Consider the following 14,742-nt stretch of genomic DNA (forward strand, 5'->3'; position numbering starts at 1 on the left):
TGCGCTCGGCGATGATACGGGTGGCGAGCTGTTCGGCCGACATTTCGAGCGAGAAGAACCCGACGATGCCTCCGTTGACGGTGGTGATGTGGCCGTCGGGCCGGACTTCGCCCTGCCAGGCCTTTGCGATGTTGTAGGCGATGTTTGTCGCGAGCGCGGTCTTGCCCATGCCGGGACGGCCGGCGACGATGATCAAATCGGAGGGCTGCAGACCGCCCATCCGCGCATCGAGATCGTTCAGGCCGGTCGCGATGCCCGACAATTTGCCGTCGCGCTGATAGGCCTTGGCCGCCATGTCGACGGCGGTGGTCAGCGCCTGCGCGAAAGCCTGGAAGCCGCCTTCGTAGCGTCCGCTTTCGGCGACCTCGTAAAGCCGTCGTTCGGCTTCCTCGATCTGCTTTGCCGGCGCGAAATCGACGGGCGCGTCATAAGCCTCGTTGACCATGTCCTCGCCGATCACGATCAGCGCGCGGCGGACGGACAGGTCATAGATGGTGCGGCCGTAATCCTGCGCGTTGATCACGGTGGTCGCCTCGGCGGCGAGGCGGGCGAGATACTGGCTGACGGTGAGGCCGCCGATATCGGCGTCGGCCGGCAGAAATGTTTTCAGCGTGACCGGACTTGCGACCTTGCCGGCGCGCACGAGCTGCGACGACAGCTCGAAGATCTTCTGATGAACCGGTTCGTAGAAATGCCGCGCTTCGAGGAAGTCGGAAACCCGGTAGAACGCTTCGTTGTTGACGAGGATCGCGCCGAGAAGCGCTTGCTCGGCCTCGATGTTGTGCGGCGCAGTGCGGTAGAGCGGCGCCTTGTTGTCCGCTGCGATCTTGCGCGCGGTTTGATCCAGCAATGCCATCGGTCCAACGAGCGGTTGTTTTCAGTCAGTTTCTTTGATCGCCAAAACGCGGCACGCCAACGCAACGCCACCAACGCAACGCTTCTACGGTTGTCACCTCCGAGATCGCAAACGAAACCCCGATGAGTGTCTGATTGCTCTAGCACCCCCGGTCGCGCAGCGTCTGCCGGAAAATCCGCTGTCCCCATAACTCACGCAAACAGGGACGAATGCGCAGAGCGTCCGATTTTTTCTTGACGGAACGAAGGCGGTTGGGCAGCGGGGAGAATTATTCTCCAGCCATGCGAAGCGGTGGCGCAAAACTGCGTTCAAGCTCACGCAGGCGCGCTTCCTCGCGTTCGATATAGTCCCGCGTGATTGGCACCGCATCGACCCGCTTGGTCAGCTGGATCTGGAAGACCATCATCCCCTGATTGCGGAACGCCATCTCCGACGCCGCGAGATAGAACTCCCACATCCGCACGAAGCGATCGTCATAGAGTCTGCGCGCTTCCTCGGCCCGCGCCATGAAGCGCTGGCGCCACGCCTTGAGGGTTTCGGCGTAATGCAGCCGCAGGATTTCGATGTCGGACACGATCAGGCCGGCGCGCTCGATCGCGGGCAGTACCTCGGACAGGGCAGGGATATAGCCGCCCGGGAAGATGTACTTGTCGATCCAGGGATTGGTTGCGTTCGGACCTTCCGAACGGCCGATCGAGTGCAGCACCATCACGCCGTCATTCGGCATGAGCTCGGCGCATTTCTTGAAGTAGGCGCGGTAATGGTTGATGCCGACATGTTCGAACATGCCGACCGAGACAATGCGGTCGAAGCTTTCGGAGAGGTCGCGGTAATCCTGCAGCCGGAAATCGACCCGGTGCGACAGACCACGCTCGCTGGCGCGCCCGCGTGCGAGCTTGAGTTGCTCCTCCGACAGCGTCACGCCGGTGACTTTCGCGCCGCAATATTCGGCGAGATACAGGCCAAGTCCGCCCCAACCGGACCCGATATCCAGGACGCGCTGGCCGTCCCTGACGAGGAGCTTGGCCGCGAGGTGCCGCTTCTTGGCAAGCTGCGCGTCGTCCAGCGTCTGATCCGGGTTTTCGAAATAGGCGCAGCTATATTGCCGGTCCGCATCGAGGAAGAGCGCGTAGAGCTGGCCGTCGAGATCGTAATGATGCGCGATGTTGCGGCGCGCCCGCGTGCGGTGGTTGAATTGGTCGAGGCGACGCTTGCCGTAGCGGATCATCGCCTGCGGGCGGGCGAAATACGGCACCGAATCATGCGGCAGCTGCGAGGTCAGGATCGCGAGCAGATCGGCGATCGTGCCTTCCTCGATGACGAAATCGCCGTCCATATAGGCTTCGCCGAGGCGGAGCTCAGGATTGAGGAAAATCGAGGTCAGCGCGCGGCGGCTGGCGAATCGGATCGCGACAGGTACCCCTGTGCCGTCCCCGAATTCCAGCGGCTTTTGATGACCGACCGACACACGCAGGTTGCCGGTTCGGATAAAGCGTGTCAGAGCAACCTGAAGCAACCGTTGCACCGGCCGCCTCCATTCATCACCATGCCGTCCTTCCGTTCGGCACATCCCCGAAACAGCACCATTAGACCAAAGTCTGGCGGCTCTCGCAATGCGGTGATAACTCGGTGCGCGAGGGGATGCGGGTTCGAAAATGGGCCACATTCGCCGCTTAAGCGCCGGGGGTATTCCCAGTTCGGGTCGAGTCAGCGCATTTTGTGAGATGGGCAGAGTGTCGGCCGGCGGCAGGAGCACGATTTTGCGACAAATGGGTTGGCTATTCGCTGTCCTGATTCTGCCCGTGGTGCTTGTTGCATCCGACGCGGTCGCGCAGCCGCGCGGGACCTCGGCACGGTCGCAGTCGGGGCCGGCCTTGCCCCCCAGCGGACACCAGACCGAGCCGGTGGACCTGAACGAGGGCAAGAGCCCCGCCGAGCTGTTCAAGGCCGGCTGCTCGGTCTGTCATCAAAGCCCGGCCGGACTCGCCAAGGGCCGTCGCGAGAGCGAACTCGTGTCCTTCCTGCGCCAGCACTACACGTCGAGTGTGCAACATGCGGGCGCGCTTGCGGGATATGTCGCCAGCGCGGGACCCGGACGTGCCGCGCCGACCGCCGCCGTGCCGTCCCGCCAGACGCCGGTCGAACGGCCGCCGGCCTCGGTCGGCCGACGCACCCCCGACGATGATCGCAAGGAGGCGGCCAAGCCGCAGGAGCCGACATCGCGGCGCAAGCCGCCGGTGGCCGCAGCGAGAACGCCGCCGGCGCCCTCCGCGGCGGTTGAAGTGGCTCCCGCCGTCGAGCCCGCTCCCGCCGCGCCTGAGCCGAGTACGGCTGCCAGTGCCCCGCCGGTCGAAGAAAAGCCGGCGGCGCCCCAAATTCCGCTCTGAGCCTCGGGTCATGTCGCAGTTGCGGACATGACCCGAAAGCCGTTCGTTCGTCAGTCCTTCGCCGCGCCTTCGGCCGATTCCTCGGCACCCTCTTCGTCGTCGTGGCGGGCTTCCGGATCGAAGAAGGCCTGAGCGGCGGCTGCCGCGGCCTCGCGCTCTTCCTGCGCCTCGCGGCTGATCGTGATGTCCTCGCCGCGCTTCACGCGTTCGGCCTCATCGGCATTGCGCGCCACGATGATCGACACATGCACCTCGACTTCGGGATGCAGCGCGATCTCGACCTTGTGCAGGCCGATCATCTTGATCGGCGCATTGAGCGCGACCTGGCTGCGCGCGATCGAGAAACCGCCTTCGGTGACGAGATCGGCAACGTCGCGTGCCGACACCGAGCCGTAGAGCTGGCCCGATTCGGACGCCTGCCGCAGCGCGACGAAGCTCTGGCCGTCGAGCTTGTCCGCGACCTTCTGGGCCTCGTTGCGATTCTCGAGATTCTTCGCTTCGAGTTCCTTGCGCATTCCCTCGAAGCGTTCCTTGTTGCCCTTGGTGGCGCGCAGCGCCTTGCCCTTGGGCAAAAGGAAATTGCGTGCGAAGCCGTCCTTCACGCGCACGGTCTCGCCCATCTGGCCAAGCTTCGCGACGCGTTCGAGCAAGATCACTTCCATATCAACTACTCCTTCGATGATTGTTTTGCGTGTTGCCTGTCATGTGACCGCAGGGGGCTGCGCGCCCGCCGCACCCTTGCGGAAATCGAAAATGGAATCGGCAAGACCGAGCATGGTCATGAAGAAGACCGGCCAGACCGCAGCCATCACCACGAAATAGGCGCCGATCAGGACCAGCGGCCGGATGCCGAGATTGCGCGTGATCTCGTGCAGCACGGCAAATCCAAGCATCGCATAGGCCATGATGAAGGCGCCGGAGATGATGCCGCCGACCATGCCGAGGGCACCGGGCATGAACCACAAGGTCAGGGCGATCGCGAAGGCCGCGGGCGCGAGCTTCGGAAAGCGCAGCGCCGACAGGTCAGGCCAGGGACGCCGCAGCCGCCCGGAAAGGCCGGCGGTGCGTCCTGCGGCATAAAGATTGAGCGCATAGGCGAGGGTGATCATCGCGGCCGTTGCCGGCGGAACGAAGCCTGCGATCATTTCGCCGACGCGCTTGACGTCCATCTTGGTGAAATCGGGCGCCGATGAGCCATATTCCTTGGCGACGCGTTCCAGCGCGAGCTTCAGCGCCGCCTGGAATTGAACCTCGTCGATGCGCACGTTCCACATCACGATCATCACGATGATGCTGGCGATGATTGTGCACCAGACGACGAGACGGCCGACCGGATACCATTCGACCTGGCCATCGTCGTCAGCGCGGGCAAGGAGGGCGAGATAACCGAGCCACCAGCCCGGCAACCCTGCGCCTACGAGGTAAATCGGGATCCACAGCGGCTCGCCGAACACTACGGCGAGCGCCAGAGCCGCGGCGAGGGCGCCAAACAAAGCCGTCCAATGGGTCCAGCCGATCGCGGCGATCATGATCGGCAGCGGGGCGAGCAGAATGAGCAGCAATGCCAAAGGCGAACGCGATGCCATCGTCGCCATCAGCAAGGCTGACGCGGCACCCGCACCCAGACCGATCAATGCCGTTGGCACCATGTTCGAGCTGTCCCGCTTGTTCAGCGGTTAGAGGCAAGTCCCGTCGATCTGACGGGCCGGCCCCAACCATCGGCGGCCGGGGTCGCCGGCCGCCTCGATCTCACTGACGCTCCGAATGACGGAGCGGGCCTTACATCACTTGATGACGTAAGGCAGCAATCCAAGGAAACGCGCGCGCTTGATCGCCTGCGCGAGCTCGCGCTGCTTCTTGGCCGAGACCGCGGTGATGCGGCTCGGCACGATCTTGCCGCGCTCGGAAACGTAACGCTGCAACAGCTTCACGTCCTTGTAGTCGATCTTTGGCGCATTCTCGCCCGAGAACGGGCAGGTCTTGCGACGACGGAAAAACGGACGGCGACCGCCGCCACCACCGGACATCGACATGATTATTCCTCTCCTTCGCCGGATGCGGCCACTTCGCCGCTATCGCGCGCCGGGCGATCGTCACGATCGCGGCGCGGGCCGCGATCGCCGAAGCGTCCGCCGCCACCGCCAAATCCACCGCCACCAAAGCCGCCGCCGAAGCCGCGGCCTTCACGCTCGCGGTCATCGCGCTCGGCCTTGCGCATCATCGCGGACGGGCCTTCCTCGAGTTCATCGACCCGGATGGTCAGGTAGCGGAGAACGTCTTCGGACAGGCGCTCCTGACGCTCGATCTCGCTGATCGCGGCCGCCGGTGCGTCCACATTCATCAGCGTGAAATGCGCCTTGCGGTTCTTGTTCATCCGGTAGGTCAGGGACTTCACGCCCCAATATTCGGTCTTCGTGACCTTGCCCCCGGCGCCTTCGACGATCGCCTTGAACTGGTTGGTGAGATCGTCGACCTGCTGGGAGCTCGCGTCCTGACGCGCGAGAAAAACGTGCTCGTATAAGGGCATGCTGCCTTCCTTGTGTTGGCGCTGTCCGGCGCAAAGCCCAAGCGAGACTTCGAAAAGGTAAGACGACCTTCGGAAAGCCCGATGCTCAGATTGGCAGGGACACGGGACGACGGACCGACTGGTCCTGCCGCCGCCCCAAGGGGCCGCGGCCGTCCGTTCAGCCCCCGGCCGGGACGAGCGGAAGCCGGGGTTATAAGGGTTCTGAGCGCCAAGGCAAGGCGGAAAACGCCTTCGGCGGCTTGACTTGACCGTCCCTGCATTGTCTTTCGGCCCGGATTTGACGGGGCCGGGAGGCCCAAGAGGCGCACGAGGGGCAGCGTGACGGCGGCATTTACATTCCCGGGGCAGGGCAGCCAAGCGGTCGGCATGGGCAAGGCGCTGGCGGACGCTTTTCCGGCGGCGCGCGCCGTTTTCGACGAGGTCGACAGCGCGCTCGGTGAAAAGCTGTCCGCGGTGATCTGGGAGGGGCCGTCCGATCGCCTGACCCTGACCGAGAACGCGCAGCCGGCGCTGATGGCCGTCTCGCTCGCGGCGATGCGGGTTCTGGAAAGCGAAGCCGGCGTCGACCTCAAGCGCGACGCCGCATTCGTCGCAGGCCATTCGCTCGGCGAATATTCGGCGCTCGCGGCGGCCGGCGCCTTCAGCATCGGGGACGCGGCGCGGCTCCTGCGCATCCGCGGCAACGCCATGCAGAAGGCGGTCCCGGTGGGCGAGGGCGCCATGGCGGCCCTGCTCGGTCTGTCCTTCGAGGACGCCGCCGCCGTTGCAGCGGAAGCAGCGCAGGGCCAGGTCTGCCAGGCGGCCAACGACAATGGCGGCGGCCAGGTGGTGGTGTCCGGCAACAAGGCCGCAATCGAGCGCGCCGTGGAGATCGCAAAGGACAAGGGCGCAAAGCGCGCCATGCTGCTCCCGGTATCCGCACCCTTCCATTGTGCGCTGATGCAGCCGGCGGCGGATGCGATGGCGGACGCCCTCGCCAAGACCGAGGTGAAGAAGCCGGTGGTGCCGGTGGTCGCCAATGTGCTGGCCGCCCCGATCGACGATCCACAGGAGATCGTGAAGCGGCTGGTCGAGCAGGTGACCGGAACGGTGCGCTGGCGGGAATGCGTGGAGACGATGGCGGGTGCCGGCGTTACGCGCTTCTATGAAGTCGGCGCCGGCAAGGTGCTGACGGGTCTTCTCAAGCGCATCGCTCCGGGCGCGACCGGCTCGGCGATCGGAACGCCCGACGATCTGGCCGCGTTCAAGGCTGCCCGCGGCTGACGTCGATTGCGATTGCCCAAGTGCAGATTGCCAATGTGCAGGTGATCGTGTGCAAGTGATCGTTTGCAAGTGATCGAGGAGTGACGATGTTCGACCTGACCGGGAAGACCGCGCTGGTAACGGGCGCGACGGGAGGCATCGGCGGCGCAATCGCGCGTGCCCTGCACAGACAAGGCGCTACGGTCGCCATCTCCGGGACCCGCAAGGAGGTGCTGGATCAGCTTGCCGCCGAGCTGAAAGAGCGCGTGCATGTGCTGCCCTGCGATCTGTCCAACACCGAACAGGTCGAGGCGCTGGTGCCGCAGGCCGAAGAGGCGATGCAGAAGCTGGATATCCTGGTGGCGAATGCCGGCATCACCCGCGACAACCTGTTCGTGCAGTTGCGCGACGAGGATTGGGACACCGTCATCAACGTCAACCTGACCGCGACCTTCCGGTTGTCGCGCGCGGCCATGAAGACAATGATGCGCCGCCGCTTCGGACGGATCATCGGAATCACGTCGGTGGTCGGCGTGACCGGCAATCCGGGGCAGGGCAATTACACCGCGGCCAAGGCCGGCATGATCGGCATGATGAAGTCGATCGGCAAGGAATATGCGCGGCGCGGCGTCACCGCCAATTGCGTGGCGCCTGGCTTCATCGCCACCCCGATGACCGACAAGCTCAACGAGAAGCAACGCGAGGCCATCCTGCAAATGGTGCCCTCGGGACGGCTCGGCACGCCTGACGATGTGGCGGGAGCCGTTGTCTATCTCGCTTCGGACGAAGCGGCTTATGTGACCGGCCAGACGCTGCATGTGAACGGCGGTATGGCGATGATCTAAGTGCCGATACACACAGGATTTTCACCGCGTGTCGCGGCTGCTGGCCTTGGCATTTGAAGTATGGTAGCCCGTTTTGGCCGGGCTTTGGGGGAAGCGTCCGGGTGTGGGCTTGACGCAAAGTCTGCGACCCAATACACGCCGCCGTCATCTCGGTTTAAGAAACGCCAAAGGGTGGGTCCATGGGGGGCTCGCGCTTGAGGCGATCAAGCCGCTTGAACCGGTCAATTGGTCGTGCCACGACAGCTTCGATCGCCGCCGATTGAGCCCATCACTGAAAGCAGAGGTTCGAACAGATGAGTGATATCTCCGAGCGAGTGAAGAAGATCGTGGTGGAGCACCTCGGTGTCGAGCCAGATAAAGTCACCGAGCAGGCCAGCTTCATCGATGATCTCGGTGCCGATTCTCTCGATACGGTCGAACTCGTGATGGCCTTCGAGGAAGAGTTTGGCTGTGAGATTCCGGATGACGCGGCGGAGACGATCCTCACCGTCGGCGATGCGGTAAAGTTCCTCGAAAAGAACGCCAAGAGCTGATCGCCAAACGTCCGACAGTCCTTCGGCGGCCATAGCCGGCGCACGGCCATCCCGGCGGCAACGCTGCGGATGGGGCGCGACGAAGCGGACGCGGCGGGAATCCGACTATGAGGCGTGTTGTCGTCACAGGCATGGGAATGGTGACGCCGCTTGGTTGCGGCGTCGAGACCACGTGGCAGCGGCTCCTCGAAGGCAGGAGCGGCGCCCGCCGGATCGATACGTTCGAGGTCTCCGACCTGCCTTGCAAGATCGCCTGCATGGTGCCGCGCGGCGACGGCTCCGATGGGACCTTCAATCCCGATCAGTGGATGGAGCCCAAGGAGCAGCGCAAGGTCGATCCCTTCATCATCTATGCGCTCAGTGCCGCGCGACAGGCTCTGGATGATGCCGGCTGGCGTCCCGAAACGGTCGAGGATCAGTGCGCAACGGGCGTGATGATCGGGTCCGGGATCGGCGGGGTCGGCGGCATTGCCGAGGGTGCGCTGCTCGTCAAGGAACGCGGCCCGCGCAAACTCTCGCCGTTCTTCATTCCCGGCCGGATCATCAATCTGGCGTCGGGCTATGTGTCGATCGAGTACGGGCTTAAAGGTCCGAATTCCGCCGTGGTGACGGCGTGTTCGACCGGCTCGCATGCGATCGGCGATGCCGGACGCATGATCGCGCTCGGGGATGCCGACGTGATGGTGGCCGGCGGCGCCGAATCTCCTATCGATCGGCTGTCGCTCGCGGGCTTTGCCGCATGCCGCGCGCTGTCCACAGCATTCAACGATACGCCGGAGCGGGCCTCGCGTCCCTATGACAAGGATCGCGACGGCTTCGTGATGGGCGAGGGTGCCGGCGCGCTGGTGCTCGAGGAATACGAGCACGCCAAGAAGCGCGGCGCGAAGATCTATGCCGAGCTGGTCGGCTATGGCATGTCGGGCGATGCGTTCCACATCACCGCACCGAGCCCCGATGGCGACGGCGCGTTCCGCTGCATGAATGCTGCGATCAAGCGCGCGGGAATTTCACCGGACGAGATCGACTATATCAACGCTCACGGGACCTCGACGATGGCTGACACCATCGAGCTCGCAGCGGTCGAACGTGTGGTCGGCAATGCGGCAGGCAAGATATCGATGTCGTCGACCAAGTCGTCGATCGGCCATCTCCTTGGTGCGGCGGGCGCGGTGGAAGCCATCTTCTCTATCCTGGCGATCCGCGACCAGGTTGCGCCGCCCACGATCAATCTCGACAATCCCTCGGTCGAAACGCCGATAGACCTCGTGCCGCTCAAGCCGCGCAAGCGCGACATCAAGGTTGCGCTGTCGAATTCGTTCGGCTTCGGCGGCACCAATGCGACGCTGGTATTGCGCGCGGCCGAGTAAGGCCGCCACCAAGGCGCTCTGACTTCCGCCAGATTTGACCGGCTTCAAAGAGCAAGGCGTTGCGTGCATTGCGGCCCATCGTGGCCGCTCATCCTTTCCTGTCCAGCCGATTGCCTTAGCAACGCCATACCGGCACGCTATGCGAATCGCCGACAGGAAATGTCGTCACATTGGTCCGGATTGCCGACATTGCCTCGGTGTTCTGATAGGCTGCCCACCACCCCGGATGCGAACGGACCAGCCATGTTGGCGTTGTTGACAAACACGCTCGACGCATGGGACCGGGCGTGCCGGCATCGAAACCAGTTCCGGAATTCGACTCGCGATGGATGAGACCAGGACCAATCCGCGCTCTCCGCGTGCCGCCCTCGAGCCCGAGCGGCTTGCGGCGCCGAGGCGGTCAAGGCGTGCCCGTCATCCCATCGTGATCGTCGGCAATGCGATCTTCACGATCGTGCTGCTGCTCGCCGTCGTCATCGGACTCGCCGCCTATTGGACCAACCAGCGTTTCGAACAGCCGGGCCCTCTGACCGAGAACAAGGTCGTCAACATTCCGCGCGGTCTTGGCATTCGCGATATCGGCGAGTTGCTCAAGCGCGAAGGCGTGATCGGCGATCCGTGGGTCTTCGTCGCCGGAGCGGTGGCGATGAAGGCGCGCGGCGCGGATCTGAAATTCGGCGAATACCAATTCAACAAGGGCGCGAGCTCCCGCGACGTCGCCGAAACGCTGATCGAAGGCAAGGTGGTCCAGCACCAATTCACGGTCGCCGAGGGCCTGACCTCGGAACAGATCGTGGCGCGGCTCCTCGAGAACGACAAGCTGACCGGCGCGATCCGCGAAGTCCCGCGTGAAGGCTCGCTCCTGCCGGACGGCTATCGGTTCACCCGCGGCACGAGCCGGGAAGACATGATCAAGCGCATGCAGGCGGCGCAGCAGCGCGTGCTCAAGGAGGTCTGGGATCGCCGCGCGCCGGATCTGCCCGTGAAGACTCCCGAACAGCTTTTGGTGCTGGCGTCGATCATCGAAAAGGAAACCGGCAAGCCCGACGAGCGCACCCGCGTTGCGGCGGTGTTCGTCAACCGGCTGAAAAGCAAGATGAAACTGCAATCGGACCCGACCATCATTTACGGACTGGTCGGCGGCAAGGGATCGCTCGGCCGGGGCATCCTGAAAAGCGAGATCACGCAGCCGACGCCCTACAACACCTATGTCATCGAGGGGCTGCCGCCCGGGCCGATCGCCAATCCGGGCCGATCCTCGATCGAGGCCGCGGCGAATCCGGCGCGAACCAAAGAAATCTTCTTTGTCGCCGACGGCACCGGCGGCCACGCTTTCTCGGAAACCTACGAGCAGCACCAGAAGCATGTCGCCAAACTGCGCGGGATCGAGAAGGACGCGCGAGACGCTTCCGACGCAGCGGCAAATCCCTCCGCTTCGCCTGCGCCGGCAGCGGCGTCGGCCGCTCCGCCCGCTGCCGCCGGCCAGGGCACACGTTCCGGCAATGGTCAGCCGGCGGCCAACCGGCCGGCTGCTGCAGCGCCGTTCCCACGGCCGGCAGGCGCGCCGCAGCCGGCGCGTACCGCTCCGGGGCAAGCGGCTCCGACGCAACCCGCAAAGCGCAATCCACAGCAGCAGAATCAGGGCGCCGCGCAACGGACCCAGCCGGCGCAAGCGCCGGGAACGGCGCGGACGCAATAGCGCCGGTGCTTGCCGCCCTGTAAGGTTCGCCGACCGATTCCTCCTCACAGAAGAGTGCCGATGGCCTTGTCGAGCATGACCGGATTCGCCCGCAGCCATGGCGTGAGCGGGAGCTATGCCTGGTCGTGGGAAATCAAGTCGGTCAATGCCAAGGGCCTCGAGTTGCGGCTGCGATTGCCGCCGGGTTTCGATGCCGTCGAGATCCCGGTGCGGACCAAGGCGGCCGAGATGCTGTCGCGCGGCAATGTCTACGCGACGCTCTCGGTGAGCCGCGAGGGTGCGGCGCCGGTGGTGCGGATCAATGAGCCGGTCTTGAACGCCATCCTCAACGCCGTCGGCCAGCTCAGCGGCCGGGTCGATGCCGAGAAGCCCCGGCTCGATGGCCTGCTCGCGCTGAAAGGTGTCGTCGATGTCACCGACGCTGAGCAGTCGGAAGAGGAAAAGGCCGCGGCCGAGGATGCGATCGTCAAGGGCTTCGTGCAGGGCCTGAAAGGTCTCGTCGACATGCGCAGGCATGAAGGCGACGCCATCGGCCGCGTGCTCTCGGCACGGCTCGACGAAATGGCGGCGCTGGCGCAGCGGGCTGACGCTGCTCCCGGCCGCCAGCCGGATGCGGTGAAGCGAAAGCTCGCCGAGCAGGTTGCGGTGCTGCTGGAAACGGCCGGCCGGTTCGATGCCGATCGCTTGCATCAGGAAGCGATCCTGCTCGCGGCGAAAGCCGATATCCGCGAAGAGCTCGACCGGCTCGCCGCGCATGTCGCGCAGGCCCGCAAGCTGATGAATGGCGGCGGCGCCATCGGACGGCGGCTCGATTTCCTGTCGCAGGAGCTCAACCGCGAAACCAACACGCTCTGCGCCAAGTCGAACGACGTGGAGCTCACCAATATCGGGCTGGAGCTGAAAAGCGTGGTCGAGCAGTTCCGCGAACAAGTTCAAAATCTCGAATGACTGCGAATTTCGATATCGAGCGCCGGGGCCTGCTGCTGATCGTGTCGTCGCCTTCCGGTGCGGGGAAGACGACGCTCACCCGCCTGTTGCTGGAGAAGGAAGAGAAGGTCAGCCTGTCCATCTCGGTGACCACGCGGCAGCGGCGGTCGAGCGAAGTCGAAGGCGTGCATTATTATTTCGTCTCGCAGCGCCGTTTCGAGCAGATGCGCGAACGCAACGAACTGCTCGAATGGGCCGAGGTGCATGGCAATTTCTACGGCACACCGCGCGAACCCGTGGAAGCGGCTCTGAACGAGGGCCGCGATGTCCTGTTCGATATCGACTGGCAGGGAACGCTGCAGCTCTACGAGACCATGCGCAGCGACGTGGTGAGCGTGTTCGTGCTGCCGCCCACCGCCGACGAACTGAAGGCGCGTCTCGAGCGTCGCGCGGAGGACAATCCGGAGATCATCGCGCGCAGGCTGAAGAACGCGGCCGACGAGATCCCGCATTGGAAGGAATACGACTATGTCCTCGTCAACCGCGATCTCGAGGACAGCCTCACGCGGTTGCGCAGCATCCTGACCGCCGAGCGGTTGAAGCGCGTGCGGGAGGACAGCATCCAGGCCTTTGTCGACCCGTTGCTGTCGGACTTGCGAAAGCTGACGCCTCGCTAAGCCTTCTTCAGCGCGGCATAAGCGCGGGCGAGGCGCACAAAGCCCGCGACCGGAATGTCCTCGGCCCGATCGGTGGGCGCAATATCCGCCGAAGCCAGCAGAGGCAGCGGATCGGCGACCAGCGATCTCAGGCTTTGCCGCAGCATCTTGCGGCGCTGTCCAAAAGCGGCTTCGGCGACGCGCGTCAGCGCCCATCGCTCGCACGGGTCGGGCGTCTTGATCGGGACGAGTTCGACGACGGAGGACGTCACCTTCGGCGGCGGCACGAAGGCCGACGGCGCGATGTCGAACAGGATTTTCGGTTGCGTTCGCCATTGCGCGAGCACCGACAGGCGGCCATAGGCCTTGCTGTTCGGTGCGGCGACGATCCGCTCGGCCACCTCGCGCTGGAACATCAGGACGAGACGGTCATAGAAGGGCGGCCACGGCTCCAGTTCGAGCCAGCCGGTCAGCAGCACGGTCGCGATGTTGTAGGGCAGGTTGGCGACGATCCGGACCGGCCCGGTCCCGAGGAATGGCGTCGGATCGAAGACGATCGCATCGGCCTCCACGACCGAGAGCTGGCCGGGATAGCGCTCGCCAATCTCCTGGAGGGCGCCGACGGCGCGATGATCCCGCTCGATGGCGACGACGTGCGCCGCGCCATTGCTCAGGAGCGCCCGGGTCAGTCCGCCGGGACCGGGTCCGACTTCGATGACGGTCACGCCCGCGAGCGGGCCGGCGGCACGGGCAATGCGGCCGGTGAGGTTGAGGTCGAACAGGAAGTTCTGGCCGAGCGATTTCCTGGCGATCAGGTCGTGCTTGCGGATGACCTCGCGGAGCGGCGGCAGATCGTCGGCCGCAGACATCAGGCGGCCGACAGTGTTGTCTGCTCGTGCGCCGCAAGCCGAGCCGCCAGCTTCAACGACGCGATCAGGCTCTCGGGATTGGCGCGGCCGGTGCCGGCGATATCGAAGGCCGTGCCGTGATCGGGGGAGGTTCGGATGAAAGGCAGGCCGAGCGTGACATTCACCGCCTCGTCGAACGCGAGCGTCTTGATCGCGACCAGGGCCTGGTCGTGATACATGCACAAGGCCGCGTCATAGCGGGTGCGCGCGGCCGCGTGAAATAGCGTGTCCGCCGGCAATGGCCCGCGGGCGTCGATGCCGAGGTCGCGGAGCCGATCGATGGCCGGCTGGATGGTGGTGAGCTCCTCGTCGCCAAGGAGGCCGTCTTCGCCGGCATGCGGGTTCAGCCCCGCGATCGCAAGACGCGGCGCGCGTATGCCGAAGCGCTGCATGAGATCGCGCGCGACGATACGGCCTGTCTCGACGATGAGGTCTGCCGTGAGCAATTCCGGCACCGTACGCAACGGCACGTGAATCGTGACCGGTACGACCGCGAGCTGTTCGGACCACAGCATCATCACCGGCACGGCCGTCACGCCCATCATCTCCTGCGCGAGACGGGCGAGATACTCGGTGTGACCGGGATCGCTGAATCCGGCGCGGTAAAGCACGGCCTTTGCGATCGGGTTGGTGACGATGGCCGATGCACGGCGCTCGACCACATCGCGCACGGCGCGGCGGATCGAGGCGATCGAGACCGCGGCGCTCGATCCGTCCGGATGGCCCGGCGCCGCAGTGGCGCGTTCCTCGATCGGCACCACGGGGAGGGCGGTCTCGAACGTCGCGCCGGCGTCT

The 14,742-nt window shown here is 64.9% G+C and carries 16 protein-coding genes; 8 read left to right on the plus strand and 8 right to left on the minus strand.

The window, feature by feature from the left end:
* Together VN004_RS15620 and VN004_RS15625 are read right to left on the minus strand one after the other, a co-directional pair.
* The coding region (locus VN004_RS15620) for a DnaB-like helicase N-terminal domain-containing protein (RefSeq protein WP_325611845.1) at nt 1-856 on the minus strand (856 nt) is incomplete at its 3' end.
* Nucleotides 857-1,124: 268 nt separating this feature from the next.
* A complete protein-coding gene (locus VN004_RS15625) occupies nt 1,125-2,381 on the minus strand; it encodes a cyclopropane-fatty-acyl-phospholipid synthase family protein (RefSeq protein WP_325611847.1) in 1,257 nt (418 codons plus the stop codon).
* Between the two features lie 277 nt (nt 2,382-2,658).
* Here VN004_RS15625 and VN004_RS15630 point away from each other — a divergent pair, with 277 nt between their 5' ends.
* Nucleotides 2,659-3,243, plus strand: coding sequence for a hypothetical protein (locus VN004_RS15630; protein WP_325611850.1), 585 nt, complete (start codon nt 2,659-2,661; stop codon nt 3,241-3,243).
* Between the two features lie 50 nt (nt 3,244-3,293).
* Here the strand turns inward: VN004_RS15630 and rplI are convergent, their stop codons facing one another.
* From rplI to rpsF, 4 genes are all read right to left on the minus strand, one after another.
* Nucleotides 3,294-3,905, minus strand: coding sequence for a 50S ribosomal protein L9 (gene rplI, locus VN004_RS15635; RefSeq protein WP_325611852.1), 612 nt, complete (start codon nt 3,903-3,905; stop codon nt 3,294-3,296).
* A gap of 39 nt (nt 3,906-3,944) precedes the next feature.
* The gene (locus VN004_RS15640; RefSeq protein ID WP_325611856.1) at nt 3,945-4,892 is read right to left on the minus strand and encodes a DUF2232 domain-containing protein; all 948 of its coding nucleotides are present in this window, start codon (nt 4,890-4,892) and stop codon (nt 3,945-3,947) included.
* A 135-nt stretch (nt 4,893-5,027) separates the two neighbouring features.
* The gene (gene rpsR / locus VN004_RS15645; protein ID WP_414710322.1) at nt 5,028-5,276 is read right to left on the minus strand and encodes a 30S ribosomal protein S18; all 249 of its coding nucleotides are present in this window, start codon (nt 5,274-5,276) and stop codon (nt 5,028-5,030) included.
* 2 nt (nt 5,277-5,278) lie between these two features.
* Nucleotides 5,279-5,770, minus strand: coding sequence for a 30S ribosomal protein S6 (gene rpsF, locus VN004_RS15650; protein WP_325611859.1), 492 nt, complete (start codon nt 5,768-5,770; stop codon nt 5,279-5,281).
* A 318-nt stretch (nt 5,771-6,088) separates the two neighbouring features.
* On the opposite strand from rpsF, the gene fabD reads away from it, so the two are divergent.
* From fabD to gmk, 7 genes are all read left to right on the plus strand, one after another.
* Nucleotides 6,089-7,033: an ACP S-malonyltransferase gene (gene fabD, locus VN004_RS15655; protein WP_325611861.1), complete on the plus strand. Its 945-nt coding sequence runs from the start codon at nt 6,089-6,091 to the stop codon at nt 7,031-7,033.
* 86 nt (nt 7,034-7,119) lie between these two features.
* The gene (gene fabG / locus VN004_RS15660; protein ID WP_325611863.1) at nt 7,120-7,857 is read left to right on the plus strand and encodes a 3-oxoacyl-[acyl-carrier-protein] reductase; all 738 of its coding nucleotides are present in this window, start codon (nt 7,120-7,122) and stop codon (nt 7,855-7,857) included.
* A 293-nt stretch (nt 7,858-8,150) separates the two neighbouring features.
* Nucleotides 8,151-8,390 (plus strand): acyl carrier protein, encoded by a 240-nt coding sequence (locus tag VN004_RS15665; RefSeq protein ID WP_086090566.1) that lies wholly within the window; start codon nt 8,151-8,153, stop codon nt 8,388-8,390.
* A gap of 107 nt (nt 8,391-8,497) precedes the next feature.
* Nucleotides 8,498-9,757 carry a beta-ketoacyl-ACP synthase II gene (gene fabF / locus VN004_RS15670; protein WP_325611871.1) on the plus strand — a complete coding sequence of 420 codons (1,260 nt, stop codon included), beginning with the start codon at nt 8,498-8,500 and terminating at the stop codon, nt 9,755-9,757.
* 325 nt (nt 9,758-10,082) lie between these two features.
* On the plus strand, nt 10,083-11,456 hold the full coding sequence (mltG, locus tag VN004_RS15675; RefSeq protein WP_325611873.1) for an endolytic transglycosylase MltG: 1,374 nt from the start codon (nt 10,083-10,085) through the stop codon (nt 11,454-11,456).
* A 60-nt stretch (nt 11,457-11,516) separates the two neighbouring features.
* Nucleotides 11,517-12,404, plus strand: a complete 888-nt coding sequence (locus tag VN004_RS15680; protein ID WP_325611875.1) for a YicC/YloC family endoribonuclease — start codon at nt 11,517-11,519, stop codon at nt 12,402-12,404.
* On the plus strand, nt 12,401-13,060 hold the full coding sequence (gene gmk / locus VN004_RS15685) for a guanylate kinase (RefSeq protein WP_325611877.1): 660 nt from the start codon (nt 12,401-12,403) through the stop codon (nt 13,058-13,060). The genes VN004_RS15680 and gmk overlap by 4 nt, the downstream gene beginning before the upstream one ends.
* On the opposite strand, the gene rsmA is transcribed toward gmk, so the two are convergent.
* Together rsmA and pdxA are read right to left on the minus strand one after the other, a co-directional pair.
* Nucleotides 13,057-13,908 (minus strand): 16S rRNA (adenine(1518)-N(6)/adenine(1519)-N(6))-dimethyltransferase RsmA, encoded by an 852-nt coding sequence (gene rsmA / locus VN004_RS15690; protein ID WP_325611879.1) that lies wholly within the window; start codon nt 13,906-13,908, stop codon nt 13,057-13,059. The genes gmk and rsmA overlap by 4 nt on opposite strands.
* Nucleotides 13,908-14,742 (minus strand): 4-hydroxythreonine-4-phosphate dehydrogenase PdxA (pdxA, locus tag VN004_RS15695; RefSeq protein ID WP_325611881.1); only part of this gene is annotated, 835 nt, incomplete at its 5' end. The genes rsmA and pdxA, both read right to left, overlap by 1 nt.

This window comes from Pseudorhodoplanes sp., from assembly GCF_035565855.1.
Lineage (GTDB): Bacteria > Pseudomonadota > Alphaproteobacteria > Rhizobiales > Xanthobacteraceae > Pseudorhodoplanes.

Coding starts and splice junctions, on each gene's coding strand:
- rplI (WP_325611852.1), bottom strand. CDS start 3,905: ATGGAAGTGATCTTGCTCGAACGCGTCGCGAAGCTTGGCCAGATGGGC.
- VN004_RS15640 (WP_325611856.1), bottom strand. CDS start 4,892: ATGGTGCCAACGGCATTGATCGGTCTGGGTGCGGGTGCCGCGTCAGCC.
- rpsR (WP_414710322.1), bottom strand. CDS start 5,276: ATGTCGATGTCCGGTGGTGGCGGCGGTCGCCGTCCGTTTTTCCGTCGT.
- rpsF (WP_325611859.1), bottom strand. CDS start 5,770: ATGCCCTTATACGAGCACGTTTTTCTCGCGCGTCAGGACGCGAGCTCC.
- fabG (WP_325611863.1), top strand. CDS start 7,120: ATGTTCGACCTGACCGGGAAGACCGCGCTGGTAACGGGCGCGACGGGA.
- VN004_RS15665 (WP_086090566.1), top strand. CDS start 8,151: ATGAGTGATATCTCCGAGCGAGTGAAGAAGATCGTGGTGGAGCACCTC.
- fabF (WP_325611871.1), top strand. CDS start 8,498: ATGAGGCGTGTTGTCGTCACAGGCATGGGAATGGTGACGCCGCTTGGT.
- mltG (WP_325611873.1), top strand. CDS start 10,083: ATGGATGAGACCAGGACCAATCCGCGCTCTCCGCGTGCCGCCCTCGAG.
- VN004_RS15680 (WP_325611875.1), top strand. CDS start 11,517: ATGGCCTTGTCGAGCATGACCGGATTCGCCCGCAGCCATGGCGTGAGC.
- gmk (WP_325611877.1), top strand. CDS start 12,401: ATGACTGCGAATTTCGATATCGAGCGCCGGGGCCTGCTGCTGATCGTG.
- rsmA (WP_325611879.1), bottom strand. CDS start 13,908: ATGTCTGCGGCCGACGATCTGCCGCCGCTCCGCGAGGTCATCCGCAAG.